Source organism: Ruegeria sp. HKCCA0370 (assembly GCF_013033705.1).
Taxonomy (GTDB): domain Bacteria; phylum Pseudomonadota; class Alphaproteobacteria; order Rhodobacterales; family Rhodobacteraceae; genus Ruegeria.
On sequence record NZ_WQEP01000002.1, the window covers coordinates 145,521 to 165,008 of the forward strand.

Annotated in this window: 23 protein-coding genes; 14 read left to right on the plus strand and 9 right to left on the minus strand. The window is 59.7% G+C overall.

What is annotated here, in order from left to right; translation table 11 throughout:
- Positions 1–344 precede the first annotated feature (344 nt).
- A complete protein-coding gene (locus GOW31_RS06910) occupies positions 345–923 on the plus strand; it encodes a thymidine kinase (protein WP_171168894.1) in 579 nt (192 codons plus the stop codon).
- Here the strand turns inward: GOW31_RS06910 and GOW31_RS06915 are convergent.
- The 5 genes from GOW31_RS06915 to GOW31_RS06935 form a co-directional block, all read right to left on the minus strand.
- A complete protein-coding gene (locus GOW31_RS06915; protein ID WP_171168896.1) occupies positions 920–1,870 on the minus strand; it encodes a D-glycerate dehydrogenase in 951 nt (316 codons plus the stop codon). The two genes, GOW31_RS06910 and GOW31_RS06915, sit on opposite strands and share 4 nt — an antisense overlap.
- A complete protein-coding gene (locus tag GOW31_RS06920; RefSeq protein ID WP_117867910.1) occupies positions 1,870–2,208 on the minus strand; it encodes a tRNA-binding protein in 339 nt (112 codons plus the stop codon). The genes GOW31_RS06915 and GOW31_RS06920 overlap by 1 nt, the downstream gene beginning before the upstream one ends.
- Complete coding sequence (gene proC / locus GOW31_RS06925; protein WP_171168898.1) at positions 2,201–3,016, minus strand: pyrroline-5-carboxylate reductase; 816 nt, start codon at positions 3,014–3,016, stop codon at positions 2,201–2,203. The genes GOW31_RS06920 and proC overlap by 8 nt, the downstream gene beginning before the upstream one ends.
- A gap of 39 nt (positions 3,017–3,055) precedes the next feature.
- Positions 3,056–3,556 (minus strand): YbjN domain-containing protein, encoded by a 501-nt coding sequence (locus tag GOW31_RS06930; RefSeq protein WP_152458973.1) that lies wholly within the window; start codon positions 3,554–3,556, stop codon positions 3,056–3,058.
- Positions 3,557–3,877: 321 nt separating this feature from the next.
- Complete coding sequence (locus tag GOW31_RS06935) at positions 3,878–4,126, minus strand: accessory factor UbiK family protein (RefSeq protein WP_152458974.1); 249 nt, start codon at positions 4,124–4,126, stop codon at positions 3,878–3,880.
- A gap of 97 nt (positions 4,127–4,223) precedes the next feature.
- On the opposite strand from GOW31_RS06935, the gene lgt reads away from it, so the two are divergent.
- The 5 genes from lgt to GOW31_RS06955 all read left to right on the plus strand — a co-directional run bounded on the left by lgt (position 4,224) and on the right by GOW31_RS06955 (position 8,443).
- Positions 4,224–5,111, plus strand: a complete 888-nt coding sequence (gene lgt / locus GOW31_RS06940; RefSeq protein ID WP_171168900.1) for a prolipoprotein diacylglyceryl transferase — start codon at positions 4,224–4,226, stop codon at positions 5,109–5,111.
- Entirely contained in the window at positions 5,108–6,175 is a 1,068-nt protein-coding gene (locus tag GOW31_RS06945) for a class I SAM-dependent methyltransferase (protein WP_171168902.1), read from the plus strand. The genes lgt and GOW31_RS06945 overlap by 4 nt, the downstream gene beginning before the upstream one ends.
- Positions 6,172–6,930, plus strand: coding sequence for a peptidoglycan editing factor PgeF (pgeF, locus tag GOW31_RS06950; protein ID WP_171168904.1), 759 nt, complete (start codon positions 6,172–6,174; stop codon positions 6,928–6,930). Before GOW31_RS06945 ends, pgeF begins: the two co-directional genes overlap by 4 nt.
- A 267-nt stretch (positions 6,931–7,197) precedes the next feature.
- Positions 7,198–7,326: a hypothetical protein gene (locus tag GOW31_RS22180; RefSeq protein ID WP_256367481.1), complete on the plus strand. Its 129-nt coding sequence runs from the start codon at positions 7,198–7,200 to the stop codon at positions 7,324–7,326.
- Between the two features lie 334 nt (positions 7,327–7,660).
- Positions 7,661–8,443, plus strand: coding sequence for a Hint domain-containing protein (locus tag GOW31_RS06955; protein WP_171168906.1), 783 nt, complete (start codon positions 7,661–7,663; stop codon positions 8,441–8,443).
- A 119-nt stretch (positions 8,444–8,562) separates the two neighbouring features.
- Here GOW31_RS06955 and GOW31_RS06960 read toward each other — a convergent pair whose 3' ends face one another.
- Positions 8,563–9,063: an Lrp/AsnC family transcriptional regulator gene (locus tag GOW31_RS06960; RefSeq protein WP_152458979.1), complete on the minus strand. Its 501-nt coding sequence runs from the start codon at positions 9,061–9,063 to the stop codon at positions 8,563–8,565.
- Between the two features lie 227 nt (positions 9,064–9,290).
- On the opposite strand from GOW31_RS06960, the gene trxB reads away from it, so the two are divergent.
- The 4 genes from trxB to GOW31_RS06980 all read left to right on the plus strand — a co-directional run bounded on the left by trxB (position 9,291) and on the right by GOW31_RS06980 (position 15,021).
- A complete protein-coding gene (gene trxB, locus GOW31_RS06965; protein WP_171168908.1) occupies positions 9,291–10,232 on the plus strand; it encodes a thioredoxin-disulfide reductase in 942 nt (313 codons plus the stop codon).
- Positions 10,233–10,447: 215 nt separating this feature from the next.
- The gene (locus GOW31_RS06970; protein ID WP_171168910.1) at positions 10,448–12,139 is read left to right on the plus strand and encodes an adenylate/guanylate cyclase domain-containing protein; all 1,692 of its coding nucleotides are present in this window, start codon (positions 10,448–10,450) and stop codon (positions 12,137–12,139) included.
- A gap of 196 nt (positions 12,140–12,335) precedes the next feature.
- Positions 12,336–14,057 carry a bifunctional sulfate adenylyltransferase/adenylylsulfate kinase gene (locus tag GOW31_RS06975; RefSeq protein ID WP_152458982.1) on the plus strand — a complete coding sequence of 574 codons (1,722 nt, stop codon included), beginning with the start codon at positions 12,336–12,338 and terminating at the stop codon, positions 14,055–14,057.
- Positions 14,058–14,184: 127 nt separating this feature from the next.
- Entirely contained in the window at positions 14,185–15,021 is an 837-nt protein-coding gene (locus tag GOW31_RS06980) for a hypothetical protein (RefSeq protein ID WP_171168912.1), read from the plus strand.
- A 50-nt stretch (positions 15,022–15,071) separates the two neighbouring features.
- Here GOW31_RS06980 and GOW31_RS06985 read toward each other — a convergent pair whose 3' ends face one another.
- From GOW31_RS06985 to GOW31_RS06995, 3 genes are all read right to left on the minus strand, one after another.
- The gene (locus GOW31_RS06985; RefSeq protein ID WP_171168914.1) at positions 15,072–15,962 is read right to left on the minus strand and encodes a PhzF family phenazine biosynthesis protein; all 891 of its coding nucleotides are present in this window, start codon (positions 15,960–15,962) and stop codon (positions 15,072–15,074) included.
- Between the two features lie 84 nt (positions 15,963–16,046).
- Positions 16,047–16,271 (minus strand): DUF1150 family protein, encoded by a 225-nt coding sequence (locus GOW31_RS06990; RefSeq protein ID WP_171168916.1) that lies wholly within the window; start codon positions 16,269–16,271, stop codon positions 16,047–16,049.
- Positions 16,272–16,276: 5 nt separating this feature from the next.
- Positions 16,277–16,690 (minus strand): Hsp20 family protein, encoded by a 414-nt coding sequence (locus GOW31_RS06995; protein WP_058275530.1) that lies wholly within the window; start codon positions 16,688–16,690, stop codon positions 16,277–16,279.
- A 163-nt stretch (positions 16,691–16,853) separates the two neighbouring features.
- Between GOW31_RS06995 and GOW31_RS07000 the strand changes: the two genes are divergently transcribed.
- The 4 genes from GOW31_RS07000 to GOW31_RS07015 all read left to right on the plus strand — a co-directional run bounded on the left by GOW31_RS07000 (position 16,854) and on the right by GOW31_RS07015 (position 19,462).
- Complete coding sequence (locus tag GOW31_RS07000) at positions 16,854–17,078, plus strand: YdcH family protein (RefSeq protein WP_152458986.1); 225 nt, start codon at positions 16,854–16,856, stop codon at positions 17,076–17,078.
- A gap of 76 nt (positions 17,079–17,154) precedes the next feature.
- Positions 17,155–17,640, plus strand: coding sequence for a 5-(carboxyamino)imidazole ribonucleotide mutase (gene purE / locus GOW31_RS07005; protein WP_171168918.1), 486 nt, complete (start codon positions 17,155–17,157; stop codon positions 17,638–17,640).
- A complete protein-coding gene (locus tag GOW31_RS07010; protein WP_171168920.1) occupies positions 17,637–18,392 on the plus strand; it encodes an NAD(P)-binding domain-containing protein in 756 nt (251 codons plus the stop codon). Before purE ends, GOW31_RS07010 begins: the two co-directional genes overlap by 4 nt.
- 2 nt (positions 18,393–18,394) lie before the next feature.
- A complete protein-coding gene (locus tag GOW31_RS07015) occupies positions 18,395–19,462 on the plus strand; it encodes a 5-(carboxyamino)imidazole ribonucleotide synthase (RefSeq protein WP_171168922.1) in 1,068 nt (355 codons plus the stop codon).
- The last annotated feature ends 26 nt before the right edge of the window (positions 19,463–19,488 follow it).

Here is a 19,488-nt window from a genome sequence, read left to right on the forward strand (position 1 = left end):
TTGTTACCTGCAAACGCCTGCCCGATGTCCAAACGGGGGAAAGCGTGGGTAAATTTCCCATAACCAAGTCATAATTGAAATGTCATACATTGGCTATCCCTCAGATATGCGGGGGATTTTGTGAGTGAGTGGCGGCAGTTCAAGCCGGTAATGAGTGATTGCAGGGTGATATTGTTAAACCTTGCTGCGTTTTGGCCACATGTTGGCCGACGGCGTCGCTGTTGCAGATGTGGGGGTTCCATCCCCTAGAGCGTAGCTCGGCCTCTGCGAACGCAACGGCGACGTCGCTCCATCAAAACGATTGATATCTTGTTCCTTTTCCCCAAGCGTTTTAGACCCGCGTCATGGCAAAGCTGTATTTCAACTATTCAACCATGAACGCAGGGAAATCGACTGTGTTGCTGCAAGCCTCGCACAACTACCGCGAGCGTGGGATGAAGACATACCTGATGACCGCGGCCATTGACGGAAGGGCGGGTGCCGGACGGATCGCATCACGCATCGGTATCTCGGAGGAGGCCGATACCTTTACGCCCGGCGACGATGTCTTTGCGATGATCCGAAATCGTTTGAACGAAGGTCCCGTAACCTGCGTGTTCATCGACGAGGCCCAGTTCCTGTCCGAAGCGCAGGTCTGGCAATTGGCGCGCGCCGTCGACGATCTGGACGTACCGGTACTGGCCTACGGGCTGCGGGTGGATTTTCAGGGCAAGCTGTTTCCCGGATCAGCCGCGCTGCTGGCCCTGGCCGATGAGATGCGTGAAGTCCGCACCATATGCAAATGCGGACGCAAGGCCACGATGGTGATACGTCAGGACGAAAACGGCAACGCCATCACCGAAGGCGCCCAGGTGCAAATCGGTGGCAACGAGACCTATGTTTCGCTTTGCCGCAAACACTGGCGCGAGGCGGTGGGCGACTAGACCGGGTTGGGCAACGCCTCGCCCGCCACAAAGGCCGCCACGTTATCCAGTGCCATGTGCCCCATGCTGCTGCGTACCTCTTCGGTGGCCGTGCCCAGATGGGGCAGCAGGGTGACGTTTTCCATTTCACAAAGGGCCCGGGGCACTTTGGGTTCAAACTCGTAGACATCCAGCCCGGCCCCGGCAATCTGACCCGATTGCAGCGCCGCGATAAGGGCCGCTTCGTCCACGACCTCGCCTCGCGCGATATTGACCAGAATGGCCGAAGGATTCATCGCCTGAAGAACCTGCGCGTCGATCAGGTGTCGTGTTTCGGCACCGCCGGGAACGGCGAGCACAAGGAAATCGACCGACGCGGCGAGTGATTCAAGGTCAGGTATGAACTCGGCCGGAAAGTCCAGTTGCTTGGCGCTGCGGGATTGATAGGCAACCTGCATTTCGAAACCGAAATGGCACCGGCGCGCGATGGCCTGCCCGATACGGCCCATCCCGACGATACCGACGCGTTTGCCCGTTACATGATGACCCAGCATCTGCGTGGGATGCCAGCCTTGCCATTGGCCCGCGCGGACCAGCCGTTCGCCTTCGCCCGCGCGTCGGGCCGTGCTCAACAACAGGGTCATGGCGATATCCGCCGTGGCGTCAGTGACTGCGCCGGGCGTGTTGGTCACCTCGACCGAGGCTGCGCGCGCGGCCTCGACATCGATGTGATTGTAGCCGACGCCGAAATTGGCCAGAAGCTTGCACCGAGGCGCGCCTGCATCCGCAAATACCCGAGCCGAAAACTGATCACCCAGCGTGGGCACGACCACGTCGAAATCCGTCAGCGCCGACAGCATTTCCTGCCGCGACATGGGCGCCGTATTGTCTCGAATCTTCACGTCAAACGCGTCGCGGGCGCGGGCCTCGACTGCCGGCGTCATCGGGCGTGTGATCAACAGTTTCATCAATGCATCCGCCCGCCTGTCGGAACTCGGCCGTCGGGACCGATCAGAACAATCTCGCCGTTTTCATCGGGCAGACCCAGAACCAGAACTTCGGACATGAATCTGCCGATCTGGCGAGGGGGGAAATTGACCACGGCCATGACCTGTTTGCCCACCAAGGTCGACGGATCATAGTGCGCGGTGATCTGGGCCGACGTCTTGCGCTCGCCAATCTCATCACCAAAGTCGATCCACATCTTGATCGCGGGTTTGCGGGCTTCGGGATAGGGTTCAGCGCGGATCACCTCGCCCACGCGGATATCAACCTTGAGAAAATCGTCGAAAGAAATCTCACTCACGTGACAGCTCCTTGGATCGGTCGGTTGCGGCCTTGACGGCACGGTGCAGCAAGTCAGGGAAGCCGCGTTCTTCATGCATCAGCACCTCAAGCGCGGCTTGGGTCGTGCCGTTCGGCGATGTTACATTGATCCGCAGTTGAGACGGATCCTCGTCAGCGGACATCGCCAGTGCGCCGGCCCCGGCCACCGTCGATTTGGCCAGTTTCATCGCAAGGTCATGCGGCAGGCCCTGCGCCTCGCCTGCTTTGGCAAGTGTTTCAATCAGATGGAACACATAGGCAGGACCGGATCCGCTGAGGCCGGTGACCGCATCCATCTGCGTCTCGTCTTCAAGACGAACCGTCTCACCCACCGCCGACAGCAGGTTTTCGGCCAGAGTCAGATCCTCGGCCGAGGCGTGGCTGTTGCCGATCAACGCGGTGATGCCCTGACGGATGGCGGCGGGGGTGTTGGGCATGGCGCGAATGATCGGCGTATCGCTGCCCAGAACGGATTCGAACGTGGCAATCGAGGTGCCCGCCGCGACCGAAACAAACAGCGTGCTGCCACCGCCCAGCGCCTGAATGGCAGGCAAGGCCTCGCCCATCATCTGCGGCTTGACCGCGACCAACACCACGGCAGGGGCTTCGGGCAAGGGTGTGTTGATGTTGACGCCCTGCGCCTTCAGCCAGTCGGACGGGTGCGGATCGATCACCCAAACGGACGCTGGCGGGAGGCCGTGTTCCAGCCATCCCGCCAGCATTGCGGACCCCATCTTTCCGCACCCCAGAAGCACAAGCCCCTGTTCGGCCACACGCGTCATGTCCATTTGCCCCTCCCGCGTTACATGTCGGTTCGGGGCAAAGCTTTACGCCCGGCCGTAGGCCTCTGCAATGGCCACTTGCATGGCTTCTTCTGGCTCTCGATTGCCCCAGGTGACCAGTTGAATCGCCGGATAGTACCGTTCCGCGCTCATGACGGCAGCGGTGATCATCGTATCGATCTGTTCGGCGCTGGCTGTCTGCCCCCCGGCAAGGACCAACCCGTACCGGTACACCATCAGCTTCTGGTTCGCCCAATAGGTAAAGGCACCTGCCCAGCACTGATCATTCATCTTGTTGAGCAGCTCATAGAGCTGCATTTCCCGCTCGGCCGGTGGTTCCATTTCGAACGAACACACCATCCGCAGCGTTTCGTCATAGTTGGACCAGGCCAGAGTGATTGAATAGGTCCGCCACTGGCCTTCGACAGCCATGGCGATCTGATCGTCCCCAATGCGGTCAAAATCCCAGTCGTGATGTTCGGCCAGATGTTCAACAATGTCGATCGGATGAATGTCTTCTTCGAGATACTGCTCGGAAAGGGCCATAATGCCACCTCACTAATCTCTAGCATTTTGGGGCTGGCAGCGCCCCAGCGCTAGTTGCCTGCTCTACAAACCGGGCTTCCCCCATAGGCCTGTACTAAATATGGTGCGATGTGGCGTAGGTTCTGGCAACCCTATTTGTTGGGGATAACAGCAATAAGTTGTGGACAGAAGGCAACGGGGATCAAAATATTGGCTGCCAGGTCAGCTTTGTCTTGATTAAATCCCGCAATGCGTCAGAATGCACGGCACCGCACAATCCCGATCGGATTGCGCGGCGTCCGACTTTGTCCAAAACTGTGAATTCAGGGAACGCCCGGGGCGTTACTTGTCCAGTTTCGCCTCGAGCGCGGCAATGCGGGCTTCGAGTGCGGCGTTTTCTTCGCGCGCTTTCTGTGCCATGGCGCGGACGGCGTCGAATTCTTCGCGGGTGACGAAATCGCGGTCGGCCAGCCAGCGGTCGATCATCGACTTCATCGCGTTCTCGGCCTCTTCCCGCGCGCCCTGCGCGACACCCATGGCGTTGGTCATCAGCTGGGACATGTCGTCCAGTATCTTGTTGCGGGTTTGCATATCACTACTCCGGTATCGCGGTTGATCTCTATATGGGGAAAGAATGCCGCAGGCTCAAGGTTGACTTGCCCTGCAAACCCCGGGCAATGAGACGCACATGCAGGCTGTTCTGAATTTTCCCGATCTGTCGCCCGAATTGTTCTCGATCTCGCTGTTCGGGATGGAGTTCGCGTTGAGGTGGTATGCGCTGGCATATATCGCGGGCATCCTGATTGCGTGGCGGCTGGCAGTCATGGCGTTGCGCCGCCCTGCCCTGTGGCCTACGGACGGCCCGCCGATGAAACCGAACCAACTGGAGGATCTGGTCACCTGGATCATTCTGGGCGTGATCCTGGGCGGGCGGCTTGGCTTTGTGCTGTTTTACCAACCCGCCTATTACCTGTCGCATCCGCTTGAGATCGTAAAGGTCTGGCAAGGCGGTATGGCGTTTCATGGGGGACTGCTGGGCGTGATCCTGGCCTCGTACCTGTTTGCCCGCCGCCATCAGATCCCCGCCCTGTCGCTGGGCGACCTGGTTGCCTACACCGTGCCACCCGGCCTGCTGTTGGGGCGGCTTGCCAATTTCGTCAATGCCGAGCTGTGGGGCCGCCCGAGCGAGCTGCCCTGGGCCGTCATCTTTCCCGGTTTTGCCGCGCAGGACTGCCCCGGCGTGGTTGCGGGAATGTGCGCCCGGCACCCCTCGCAGCTGTACGAAGCGGCGCTGGAAGGCGTGTTGCTGGGTGCGTTGTTGCTGTGGCTGGTCTATCGCCGGGGGGCCTTTCAGAAACCCGGCCTGATCATGGGCACGTTTCTGGCCGGTTACGGCGCATCGCGCTTTATTGTTGAATTCTTCCGCCAGCCGGATGCGCAGTTCGTGTCGCCCGGCAATCCGCTGGGGCTTGCATGGCATGTGGGCGGATATGGCCTGACCATGGGCCAGATCCTGTCATTGCCCATGATCGCGCTTGGCCTGTGGTTTGTCTTTCGCGCAGGGCGGGCAAAATGAGCCTGACCGATCACCTGATCGCCCGCATCCGACAGGATGGACCGATGAGCGTGGCCGACTACATGGCCGAATGCCTTCTGCATCCCACGCTGGGCTATTATACAACGCGCAATCCGCTGGGGGCTGCCGGGGATTTCACCACGGCACCGGAAATCAGCCAGATGTTTGGCGAACTGATCGGGCTGTGCCTTGCGCAATGCTGGATGGATCAGGGCCGTCCCGCGCCATTCACCCTGTGCGAATTGGGGCCCGGGCGCGGCACTCTGATGAGTGATATATTGCGTGCCACCCGAACCGTGCAGGGATTTCACGATGCTGCCCGGATTGTGCTGGTCGAGGCCTCGCCTGCCCTGAGGCAGGTGCAGGCGGACACCCTGAAGGATTACACACCGAACTGGGCCGACAGTGTCGCAGAGTTGCCGGACCAGCCACTGCTGCTGGTGGCGAACGAGTTCTTCGACGCGCTGCCTGTCCGGCAGTTCCTGCGCGACGGTGACGGCTGGAGTGAACGCCTGGTCGGCGAGCGCGACGGCGAATTGCTGTTTGGGCGAGGGCCCAACGGGCCGCAGGTGGCGCTGGCGGACAGGCTTTCGGACACCAAGGATGGTGATCTGGTCGAGCTATGCGCCGCGGCGATCCCCATTCTGACCGTGATTGCCGGTCGGATCGCCAGCCACGGAGGTGCCGCGCTGATCGTCGATTATGGCGACTGGCATTCGTTGGGTGATACGCTGCAAGCCCTGCAAAACCACGAGCCCGCCGATCCGCTGGCGTCACCCGGTCAGGCCGACCTGACGGCACATGTGGATTTTGAGCCTCTGGCCATTGCGACCCGCGCCTGCGGAGCCAGGCACACACGCCTGACACCGCAGGGCGTGTTTCTGGAACGGCTTGGCATAACCGCCCGGGCGCAGGCTTTGTCCCGGTCGCTGAGCGGTTCCGAGCTGGATGCCCTGGCTGCCGCGCATCGCCGGTTGACGCATCCGGCCGAAATGGGAAATCTGTTCAAGGTGATAGGCCTCTATCCGGTCTATGCTGCACCACCGCCGGGATTAGAGCCATGACACTGGAAATTCTGACTTCGGACTTGCTTTCCCCATTTCGGCACGGGTTCTTCACCCGTCGCGGCGGGGCGTCCTCTGGTATCTTCGACGGGTTGAATTGCGGTTATGGATCGTCAGATCAAACCGAAATTGTCGCGCTGAACCGCCGGCGGGTTGCCGATGCGATGGGCGTCGCGCCCGAGGCGATGATCGGCGTGCATCAAGTTCATTCCCCAACAGTTCTGACGGTTGAACAGCCCCTGGAAGGTGAAAAACCGCGCGCGGACGCGGTCGTGACGGCGACACCCGGTCTGGCGCTGACGATTCTGACGGCAGATTGTCAGCCAGTTCTGTTTGCCGATCCCGCGGCCAATGTGATCGGAGCAGCCCATGCGGGCTGGCGCGGCGCGCTTGACGGTGTGCTGGAGGCGACGCTGGACGCCATGGAAGCGCTTGGCGCAACACGCCGGAATGTCAACGCCGTCATCGGCCCCAGCATTTCGCAACGCGCCTACGAGGTGGGCCCCGAGTTTCTGGACGCATTTATCGCCGATTCTCCAGACAACACCCGGTTCTTTGCAAACGGACAGGATGACCGGCTGCAATTCGACCTGCCCGCCTTTGGCTTGCACCGATTGCGGCAGGCCGGTGTCGGGCAGGCGGAATGGACCCGGCACTGCACATATTCCGACCCGGACCGGTTCTATTCCTACCGCCGCACAACACATGCAAACGAGGCCGATTACGGGCGGTTGATCTCGGTCATAAGATTGTGATTTTGGCCCAGATTTAGGCGTCGCGCCACTTTTCCGCCACATTTGTTGTGTTTACCGGACTCAGAATCGTAACGAGTTTTGCCAGCTATCAGATGGTCTTCTGACGTCCTTGTTTCGGACGCTGGCGTGTTGAGTGGAAGGATGGACCGACTATAAATTTCTTGTCTGCAAAACATCCCGGATAAGCCTTATCCATGCCGCAAACGTGCGTCATAAAAGGTTCATAACGGATGCGGGAAACAAACCCGTTCAGAGCAGGACCAGAAAATGAAAACCAAATCTCGCTTTCTCAAAGCCATGGTTGCCGCCACGCGGAGCCAGAAGCTGGAAATGCCGTGGAAGCGGGTATCAAGCCATTCTGTCAGGGTCGCCAGCCGCATCGCGGCACGACGCTGAGACAGAAACACCCTGAGGCCAAGCTGCCGGTCTCGATTGGGTGAACGCGCTTCGGGCTTGCTCCTGCCCGATGTGTGGTGCGTCGCGATCTGAGGGGGTCGAGACGGATTCAGGAGTTGTGTGTGTGCGGGCAATTTTCGCCCGTGAAGTACGAGTTTGTCTGGGGGGTCAATGTGTTGACCATTGGAAAGCGAGATTTTGTCGCAATGCGGGGTCCGACCGACCGCCGCCCAAGGGTCAACCATTTGTTTCAAGACAAAGAACCAGTTCGCCAGGTTGGCCTGTACGGGGATACGCCGCGCCTGACCGGACAATTTGAGGGGAAGGAATATTTATGACTATTCCTAGTTCACTGGCCCGTGCGGCCAGAAATGCGATCGAAACGACAGCCATGCTGCGGGAAGCACCGCGGCCGGTTGCGAAACCAAAGGCTCAGCTGCGCCGATATGAAGTCAGCAGCCTGTTGAAAAACGGAAACGTGGTTCAAACCAGACACATCGCGCCCGCTCTGCCAATGTTCGAAGACGCTTTTTGTGCCTTCACGCGCGGATCGCTGGTTGAAACGGAACATGGGCCCATGGCCATCGAAGACCTGATGCCGGGGGATACTGTCCTGACGCAGGATGGCGCGTCGGAAACCGTGCTTTGGAAGGGATCTGTCACTCTGATCCCGGGACGTCCGGATTCGCGGGGCCGCACGCGGCCGCTTACGCGCGTCACGGCAGATACATTCGGGATGCAAAAACCGATGTCGGGTGTAATCGCCGGGCCTGCGGCACGGATCGTGGGCACACCGACACATTTACGGCATTTGTACGGAAATGACCCGATTCTGACACCTGTATCCGAATTTCAGGATGGAACGGGCGTGATTGAAACAATGCCGCCGACGCCAGTTGAACTGTTTCACATTTGTCTGAAACGGCATTCCGTTATTCGGGTAGATGGTTTACAGTTCGAAACGTATCACCCAGGTGTGAACGCGGTCCGGATGATCAGCCACTCGTTGCGGTCGGTTTATCTGAACCTGTTTGCGCATATCGAGTCGCTCAACGATTTTGGTCCGCTGCTGATGCCGCGTGCCGGGGACGGAGAAATCGACGCGATGACAGCCTGAGTACGATAGCGATTACTGCATTATGGGGGGCATCATGCAGCTGTTACTAAGTTGGATTCTATCCTTGGCGGTGGCTGCCATGCTGCCACCGAACACCGCACCTGCAAAACGTCTGGGGGTTACGCCGTCCGGTTCATTCGTTCTTCCAGAACGTCGAACGGCACGCCTGGTTCGTCTTTTGCGCCGCGGATAACAAGCGAAGTCTTGACGCTGGCCACGTTTGGCGTGGTCAGCAGTTCACCGGTCAGAAACTGCTGAAAACTGCTGAGATCGGGTGCGACGCATTTCAGGATGAAGTCCACCTCGCCGTTCAGCATGTGGCATTCACGGACAAGCGGCCATTCGCGGCAGCGTTCTTCGAACGCGCGCAGCTCGGTCTCGGCCTGACTGTCAAGACCGACCATGGCGAACACCTGCACCTCGAATCCCAGCTCACGAGAATTCACCTCGGCGTGGTAACCGGTGATATAGCCGGATTCTTCCAGTGTGCGCACCCGGCGCAGACAGGGCGGCGCCGAAATTCCGACCCGTTTGGCAAGTTCCACATTGGTCATCCGACCGTCTGCCTGTAGTTCCGCCAGAATTTTGCGGTCGATATCATCCAGCCGAGTCGTGACCATCAAATGCTCCTGATTATTGCGGTTCTTATATCAGCCCCCCACGCGCGCGCAATAATGTTTCGTACATGCGCAATTTTCTTTGTTTTCAAATCTCTCATTTCGCCCTGACCCTGCGCAAGGTGGCTTGAACGGCCTTGAACAGTAAGGGGCTTTAAGCCGGGTCTGTCGGTCGCTATATCGGGGCGACGGGCTGAAAGCCCAATTCAGGCAATTCGAGCGGAGTTACCATGGCCGACACACGACACACCAAGGTTCTGATCATCGGATCGGGGCCAGCAGGATACACTGCGGGCGTTTACGCAAGCCGCGCCATGCTGGAACCCATCCTGGTGCAGGGTATCGAGCCCGGCGGCCAGCTGACGACAACGACCGAGGTCGAGAACTGGCCCGGCGACACCGAGGTACAGGGCCCAGACCTGATGGTCCGGATGCAGGATCATGCCAAGGCCATGGGTTGCGAAGTGATCGGCGACATCATCAACGATCTGGACCTCAGCCAGCGCCCCTTCACCGCCCAGGGCGACAGCGGCACTACCTACACGGCGGACGCCGTCATTCTGGCGACCGGCGCGCGCGCCAAATGGCTGGGCCTGCCGTCGGAAGAAAAGTTCAAGGGCTTTGGCGTTTCAGCCTGCGCCACCTGCGACGGGTTCTTCTATCGCGGACAGGAAATCGTGGTGATCGGCGGCGGCAATACGGCCGTGGAAGAGGCCCTGTTCCTGACCAATTTCGCCAGCAAGGTGACTCTGATCCATCGCCGCGATGAGCTGCGCGCGGAAAAGATTCTGCAAGATCGGCTGATGAAGAACGACAAAATCGAGCCACTGTGGTTCCACGAGTTGGAAGAAGTGATCGGCACCGACGCGCCGCTGGGCGTCGAGGGCGTTCGCGTCAAACATGTCAAAACCGGAGAGATCACTGAAATCCCCTGTAAAGGCGTGTTTGTTGCCATCGGCCACGCGCCCGCGAACGAGCTGGTCAAGGACACGCTTGAAACGCATATGGGTGGCTATGTCGTCACCAAACCGGGCAGCACGGAAACCTCGGTTCCGGGCGTGTTCGCAGCGGGCGATCTGACCGATCACGTCTATCGTCAGGCGGTCACAAGCGCCGGTATGGGCTGCATGGCGGCACTGGATGCCGAACGGTTCCTGGCGGAAAACGAATAACGCGCGTTCTGAATGTTGCGGGGCTGCCCCGGTGAGTTCAGATCCGAAGGCCGTCAGCCCTTTCAGTACAGTGCCCCCGGGGTTTAAGGGGGCACTGCACAGCATACGCTGCTCTGCAATCACTGATCGGCAGCCGATGCCACCTGCCAATCCCTTGACCCCCAGCCGGCGGCGTATCAGGATTGCCGAGGGAAAAGCGAAAAACAGGTGAACATTTGAACAACGCTCTTTGGCGCGGCGGGTGGTCAACCCGACTCAGGATCGTCAGTGGTCTTGTGTTGTTTGTGTTCGCGTTCTTCCATTTCATAAATATTGGCTTGGGCCTGTTTCACACGGATTACCTGCACGGGATGCAGGATGGTCGAAAGGCCGTCACACGCCACGATGTCATGAGCGTGCTTTTTTATGCTGCCCTGTTCACGCATGCAGGTCTGGCCCTGACATCGATCGCGCAACGCAGAACCCTGCGCATGCCCTTCAGCACGGCGTTGCAGGTCGTTCTGGGCTTGCTGATTCCGCTGCAACTGATCTCGCACATCGTGCAGACGCGGGTCGCGCACGAAGTCTATGACGTCAATGACGAGATGGGATATATCATCATTTTGATGTGGCCCAGTATCGCCGTATGGATGCAAAGCGCCTTGTTGCTGATCGTTTGGATACACGGCTGCATCGGTTTGCATATGTGGTTGCGGCTGACCCGGTGGTGGTCGCGGGTCGTGCCCTATCTGATCGGCGTTGCGGTTTTCGTGCCATTATTCGCGTTGGCCGGATTGCTGACCGAAGGTCGACGCATATGGGCCGACTTTGCTGATGAATTCCTGCGCGAGCAATATATCGAGCACTACAATTGGCCATCGCCCGAAGCCTTCCAGACCCTGTTCAGTGTAAAAGACTATGGCCTTTTGATCTTCTGGCTGGCTCTGGGGGCGACGGGTCTGGTTTACATCGGGCGCAAACTGTGGCGGCGCAGGCATTCGGTGCGCGTGAATTACGCCAAAGGGCCCGAGGTGGTCGCGGAAAAAGGCATGACGTTGCTTGAGATTTCGCAGGTGAATGGCGTGCCGCACGCCGCCCTGTGCGGTGGAAAGGGGCGTTGCACCACATGCCGGGTCATCGTAGAGGATGGCAGCGACGCCCTGCCGCCGCCCGGCGACGTCGAAGCACGCAGCCTTGCCGCTGTGGGCGCCTCGCCGCAGACGCGACTGGCCTGCCAGATACGCCCAACGGAACCCACCACCGTTTTTCGGGTTTTCAGACCAGATGGCGGGCGCATACGCGGACATGCCAGCCAGGGTCAGGAACGTCAGTTGGCTGTTTTGTTTCTGGACATGCGCAGCTTTACCGCGCGCACGACCGGCCAATTGCCTTATGACATCGTGTTCCTGCTGAACCGGTTTTTCGATGCGGTCGTGCCAGCCATCACCAAGGAAGGCGGTGTCGTGGACAAATATATGGGAGACGGGCTGCTGGCCGTTTTTGAAAAGCCGAATGCGGCAGCGTCCGCCCGTGCCGGATTGCAAGCCGCCATCGACATCAGTCACGCCCTTGATGAATTCAACGCACAGCTCGAGGCCGAAGGCAGCCCCGGCATTCGAATCGGGATGGGTCTGCATCTTGGGGATCTGGTGGTGGGTGAGATCGGCGCCGCGGGCCATGCGTCGAAAACCATAATCGGCGACGCCGTCAACGTCGCCAGTCGTCTGGAAAGCGAAACCAAGGCGCTGAAGGTCGAACTGCTGGTCTCGCACGAGTTGCTGAAGGCCGCAGGTGTCGTCGTGCCCCAGAACGATATCAGATTGTTCCAACTGCGCGGCGTGTCTGAACCGATTCCCGCCCTGCCCGTCACCCGTGCGTCCACACTTGAGCAGAACGCCACAGAACAGGAACAGAAATTCTCTGCATGAAGCAATAACCTCTGATCGCAAGGATCAGATCATCGATTTGACCCGTGAATTAGAAATTCCTTCCAATTCAAAAATATTCGGCGCATATCCTCCTTTGTTACATTCACGCCTGTGGACTTCGCCTGTCAGTCGGTGCAAACGCCTCGAAACCGCCTGATATCCACTGGCAAATCAACACTGCGACAAGAGAATTCCAATGACGATGTTAAGCAATCTGGCCCCGATCCCCGAACTGTATGTGTCATACGATTCGGCGCAGAAGCTGAAGGTGGAAGCGGCCGACCTGACCAGCTGGGATCTGAGCCCGCGTCAGATCTGCGACCTGGAACTTCTGATGAATGGCGGGTTCAACCCGCTCAAGGGATTTCTGAGCGAAGCGGATTACGACAATGTGGTCGAGAATATGCGCCTGGCCGATGGAACGCTTTGGCCAATGCCCATCACATTGGATGTCAGCGAAGACTTCGCGGATCAGATCGAACTTGGGCAGGATATCGCTCTGCGTGATCAGGAAGGCGTGATCTTGGGCACCATGACCGTGACCGACCGCTGGACTCCGGACAAGTCACGCGAGGCAGAGAAGGTCTTTGGTGCCGATGACGATGCCCACCCGGCAGTGAACTATCTGCACAACGTGGCCGGCAAGGTCTATCTGGGCGGACCGGTGGTCGGAATCCAACAACCCGTACATTACGATTTTCGTGGGCGCCGCGACACGCCGAATGAATTGCGCGCCTATTTCCGCAAGCTGGGCTGGCGCCGCATCGTGGCCTTCCAGACCCGCAACCCGCTGCACCGCGCGCATCAGGAGCTGACCTTCCGCGCCGCCAAAGAGGCACAGGCCAACCTGCTGATCCACCCGGTCGTGGGCATGACCAAACCGGGCGACGTCGATCATTTTACCCGCGTGCGCTGTTACGAGGCGGTGCTGGACAAGTACCCCGCCTCGACCACCTCTATGAGCTTGTTGAACCTGGCCATGCGCATGGCTGGCCCGCGCGAGGCCGTCTGGCACGGCCTGATCCGCGCCAACCACGGCTGCACCCACTTCATCGTCGGCCGCGACCACGCGGGCCCCGGCAAGAACAGCAAAGGTGAGGATTTCTACGGCCCCTACGATGCGCAGGATCTGTTCCGACAGTTCCAGGACGAAATCGGCGTTGAAATGGTGGACTTCAAGCACATGGTCTATGTGCAGGAACGCGCCCAGTACGAACCGAATGACGAGATTCTCGACAAGGACAACGTCACGATCCTGAACATCTCGGGCACCGAACTGCGCCGCCGCCTGCGTGAAGGGCTGGAAATCCCCGAGTGGTTCTCGTTCCCCGAAGTGGTCGAGGAACTGCGCCGCCGCTTCCCGCCGCGCTCCAAGCAGGGTTTCACCGTCTTCTTCACCGGCTTTTCGGGCTCGGGCAAGTCGACCATCGCAAACGCGCTGATGGTCAAGCTGATGGAGATGGGTGACCGCCCGGTGACGCTGCTGGATGGCGACATCGTGCGCAAGAATCTCAGCTCGGAACTGGGCTTCTCGAAGGAACACCGCGACCTGAACATCCGTCGCATCGGATATGTGGCGTCCGAGATCACCAAGAACGGCGGCATCGCCATCTGCGCCCCGATTGCGCCTTATGCCACCACACGCCGTGCCGTGCGGGAAGAGATCGAACAGTTCGGAGCCTTCTGCGAGGTGCATGTGGCCACCAGCATCGAGGAATGCGAACGCCGCGATCGCAAGGGTCTGTACAAGCTTGCGCGCGAGGGCAAGATCAAGGAGTTCACCGGCATCTCGGACCCTTACGATGTTCCGGAAAACCCCGAGCTGCGCGTCGAAACCGAAAATGTCGAGGTCGACAACTGCGCCCATCAGGTGCTGCTGAAACTGGAAAGCATGGGCCTGATCGCAGCAAACGGATAACGGTCTCATCAGACTTTGTTTGGCGGCCTCCGGTCATTCCGGGGGCCGTTCCTTTTTTTGGTCTTCGATTGACAATTGCCGCTGGTCCTGATGGTTTTCAGGACCTCAAGGCGGGTGTGAAACTGAGATGACGAACAGGTCTCCGACCATTGCCAGTTTCTGGTTTGGATCCGATCTGAGTTGGTTGGAGCAACTCTGCCTTCAGTCCTTTCTGGATCATGGCCACCGCTTGGTCCTGTATGTCGCGCACGAGGTAAAAGGCATTCCGGCAGGCGTCGAAACCCGCCCTGCCAGCGACGTTTTCTGGCCCCCGCCTTTTGTGGTCAAGGCCGAAGACAGACAGGGCGTTGCCGTCTTCTCGGATATTTTCCGGCTGCACCTGATGCGGCAAGGCGAGATGATCTGGGTCGATCTGGATGCCTATTGCGTACGGGCGTTTGAATTTTCGACGGATTTCGTGTTCGGTCGCTCCAGGCGGGGTGACTTCCCAACTGGTGTGCTGCGCCTGCCCACAAGATCGGCGACCCTGGAACAGATGCTGGAATTTGTCATGTCGTCTAACCCGTCCCAACCCTGGCGTGGACGCAGATTGCAGCGCCACAATCGGGAACGAACCGCCAGAGGGGAACGCTGGGGCATCGAAGCCCTGCCCTGGGCCAGTTCGGGGCCCAAAGCCTTTGGCCATTTCCTGCGCCGGACGGCAGAGGACCGCCATGCCATGGCTGCTGCAACCTTTTATCCGCTGGCCCAGGAGGAATTGTGGAAGCTCCACGATCCGCGCATCGCGACGAACGAAATCGAAACCGAAGCCGTGCATTCGGTACACATCTACGGCCATCAGAAGAAACTGATGGCCAACCGGATGGCCGGGCTGCCGGTTTCAGGGTCATATCTGGACAGGTTGTGTAAACGACACGGGATCGAACCAAGTACGGCCCCGATTCTGCGGTTGGCCTGGATGTAGCCCGTCGCATCCGGCCAGGGTTTCGCGGTCAGCCCTAGGTCAACGCCCGCCTAGTTTATCGGCGTTTCCGGAAGGTCGACCTGCCCGCGCATCAGGATATGCCCTTGACCAGAAACCTTGATGCCCGTCATCGCATCAGACGGGCCGACACGCGTGACGATGGCCTTCCCGGGGCGGCCCATATCGTGACCCTGCTGGGCGATGAAGCTTTCCTTTTGCATCAAGCCATGTTTCCACAAATAGGCGGCCATCGCACCGGTGGCAGACCCGGTAAACGGATCTTCGGGCGGGCTGGGCGGTGCCATGAGAAGGCGCGAAAACGTATCCCCCTCATCGGTTGCCCCTTGCAGCGTGACAAGAAACGGCTCGGCCATGTCCGAGCCGGAATACCCCGCAGTTTCAGCCACTTTGCGCAACGGGCCTTCAACCAGTTGAGCGGCCCGCAAGGCCGCATGATCCCGCAGAACGGTGATGCAGAACGGCAAGCCGGTTGAAACCATTTGAGGCGGAGAAATGATGGCTCCCGTTGGCAGACTGACCGCTGCCGCCACCAGTTCCGCTGGGACGCGCGTACCGAATTGCGGTGCGACCTGAGTCATTTCGATCTGATCCCCCTGCAAACGGATCGACACCAGGCCGGCACCGGTTTCCAGCGTCAGACGATCGCCCGAGATCATGCCGCGGGATCGCATCGCCGCGACGGTGGCGATAGTCGGATGCCCCGCAAAGGGAATTTCGCGGCTGGCCAGAAAGTAGCGGACGCGGATGTCGGCCACGTCGGACGGCCCGGTAAAGGTGCATTCGACCAGAGAGGTTTCGCGCACATAGGCCGTGCAGACCTCTTGCGTCAGGCGCGCACCTTCATGGACGACGGCACATCCGTTGCCGCCGAAGGCGCGATCACTGAAGGCGTCCACCCAGTCAAAGTCAAACCAACCCATGATGCCACTCCTGCTTTAGCATTTGTGGCACGATCACTGCATAGGCAGAAAATGTCACGTCTTTTCAGCAGAGTTTCAGGCCGCCTAGTGAACGGCCACCGGAGACAGGTCATGTTCGCGCGCCAGCACGAAGGCCAGCTTGCGGTCGGCGACCAGCGCCAGTTGCTGCCCGTCGGAATCGTGAACGGCGTAAAGCTGATCCAGATCGCCGGCCTGTTCACGAACTTCCCGAGGCAATTCAGATACTTCAACCGTTTTGACATAGACAATACGGTTGCCCTGGGCGTTGATTTCAATCGGTGTATTCATTGCTCTTACCCCTTCCGTATGTTGATCGTCTGAACCACGGTTTCCGGCACGGCGCGGGTCAGATCCACATGCAGCAGACCATTTTCCATGATCGCCTCGCCCACTTCGACACCATCGGCCAGCACGAACATGCGCTGGAACTGACGCGCCGCAATGCCGCGATGCAGGAAGATGCGCCCCTCGCTGTCGTCGCGCTGACGGCCCCGGATTACCAACTGGCGATCCTCGATCGTGATTGACAGATCCTCTTCGGCAAACCCGGCCACTGCAAGAGTGATCCGATATGAAAAATCCGAGGTCTGTTCGATGTTATAGGGCGGGTATCCCTCATTTCCGGCCTTTGCAGACCGTTCCAGAAGGCGTTCCAACTGCTCGAACCCCAAAAGATGCGGGTATGAGCCAAGAGTAAGTTTCGACACGTATTTTCGTCCTTCTTTGTAAAAGCGACGTGGTGTGCGGCCCCGTTCTGGCAACCGCCTGCAATAGAATATGGGAAGAAACCAGGATGTCCACAAGGTCTGGCGCGATAACGTCTGACACACTATCTTGTTGGCCAAGCACCACAACCAACTCGAGTCGCCAATGAACGCGCCTACCGATCTTTCGATGAAAACAGATGAAGTATTGCGTGTTGAGCTTGAGGTCTTCCGCCGACAGCACCGCGATCTGGATGAGGCGATTCAGGCATTGCATGACAAGGGAACGGCCGATCAACTGACCTTGCGGCGCCTGAAAAAAGAGAAACTGCGCCTGAAAGACATCATCCGCCTGATCGAAGACCGCCTGACGCCCGATATCATCGCCTGAACGCCCTGTACCGCATTGCCAGCCAACCGGATTTGGCTATAGTGCGCGCTCTTTCTGAGCGCGGGGACGTATGCGGATGAGCGATGTGAAAGTGGGGATCATCATGGGCAGCCAGTCGGACTGGCCCACGATGAAGGAAGCCGCGGATATTCTGGACGAACTGGGCGTCGCCTACGAAGCGCGCGTCGTATCGGCCCACCGCACGCCGGACCGGTTGTGGGACTACGGCAAAACCGCAGTTTCGCGCGGGTTGCAGGTGATCATTGCAGGTGCGGGCGGGGCGGCGCATCTTCCGGGCATGATGGCGTCGAAAACGCGGGTGCCTGTGATTGGCGTCCCGGTGCAGACCCGAGCCTTGTCGGGCGTGGATTCGCTGTATTCCATCGTGCAGATGCCCAAGGGATTCCCGGTGGCAACCATGGCGATCGGGTCCGCCGGCGGGGCCAATGCCGGCCTGATGGCGGCGGGCATTCTTGCATTGCAGGATGATGCTTTGGCCGAAAGGCTGGACAACTGGCGTGACGCGTTGTCAGCATCGATCCCCCAGGAACCGCAGGGATGAGCCGGATCGGATTTATCGGCACCGGCCATATCGCCGCGCCGATTGCGCGGCTGATGGCCGCCAAGGGGCACCAGATCAGCGTGACCGAGCGCAACGCCAAGGTTTCAGCCGCATTGAAGGCGGAACTGGGCGTAACCGTCGCTGCGCCTCAGGCCGTGATTGACACCTCGGACATCGTGTTCCTGTGCCTGCGCCCGCATATCGCGGCCGACGTTCTGGACCCGCTGACATTCCGCGCCGATCAGCAGATCGTGTCGGTCATGGCGGCGGTTTCGGCCGAGCATCTGGCCGCGCTTTGCGCCCCGGCGTCGGATTTCGTGCAGACCATCCCGCTGGGCTTTCTGGAAACCGGCGGCTGCCCGATGGCGGCTTTTGGCAATGATCGCCTGCTGGCGGATCTGTTTGAACCGGAAAACCCCGTGGTCAAGGTTGCGGATGAAGCCGCGCTGAACGCGCATTTCGCCATTTGTGCCATGGTTCCCGGCATTCTGGACCTGATGGCCACCGGTGCCGAATGGCTGGGTGACGCAACCGGTGATGCGGACGGGGCCGAGTTCTATACAACGCAGTTGATGGCGGGTTTTCTGGCCTCGATGGAAAAAGGCGCCGCCGGACGATTGGCGCAGGAGCGTGACGCCCTGGCGACCGAGGGCACGCTGAGCCTGCAAATGACGGACGCCCTGAAAGACGGGGGCGCGCACGAGGCGTTGCGGTCCGCGCTTGGGGCAATTGGCAAACGTTTGGAGAGTTGAAGATGGCGGAAATGCTCGCCCAAGGTGCAGTGATCGGGATTCTGGGGGGCGGTCAGCTGGGCCGGATGCTGTCCGTGGCAGCCGCCAGGCTGGGTTTTGTCAGCCATATCTATGAGCCGGGTGCGAACCCACCGGCGGGGCAGGTTGCGGATCGCGTCACCACTGCGGCTTATGACGATGCAGATGCGCTGAAAGCCTTTGCTGACGCGGTGGATGTCATCACCTATGAGTTCGAAAACATCCCGACCGAAGCGCTGGACATTCTGGAAGCGCACCGCCCGATCCGCCCCGGGCGCGACGCCTTGCGGGTCAGCCAGGACAGGTTGACCGAGAAGACGTTTCTGCAAGAGCTGGGCCTGAAGACGGCCCCGTTTGCGGATATCGCCGACCTGAACAGCCTGAATACGGCGATCGAACAGATCGGGACACCCGCCATCCTGAAAACCCGTCGCTTCGGCTATGACGGCAAAGGGCAGGCCCGGCTGCGCAAGCCTGAGGATGCCGAGGCCGCTCTGGCCGATATGGCCGGGGCACCAGCCATTCTGGAAGGGTTTGTGGAATTCTCGCACGAGGTGTCGATCATCGCGGCCCGTGGTCTGGACGGTCAGGTCGCCTGTTTCGATCCGGGTGAGAATGTGCACCGCGATGGCATCCTGCGCACCACCACCATCCCTGCCCGCCTGTCCCCGGCCCAGCGCACAGACGCAATCCTGCTGGCGGCGAACATCCTGAACGCTCTCGAATATGTTGGTGTGATGGGCGTTGAGCTGTTCGTGATGCCCGGTGGCCTGATCGTGAATGAAATCGCTCCGCGGGTTCACAATTCGGGGCACTGGACGCAGAACGGCTGTGCTGTCGATCAGTTCGAACAGCATATCCGCGCCGTGGCGGGGTGGCCTTTGGGGGACGGGCAGCGCCATTCCGACGTCGTGATGGAGAACCTGATCGGCGACGACATGGACCGTGTACCCGAGCTGGCCCGCGAGCGGGATGTGGCGCTGCATCTCTATGGCAAGGCCGAGGTAAAGGCCGGGCGCAAGATGGGGCATTTCAACCGCATCAAACGTTGAGGCTGTCGCGCCTGCGCGCGACGCCT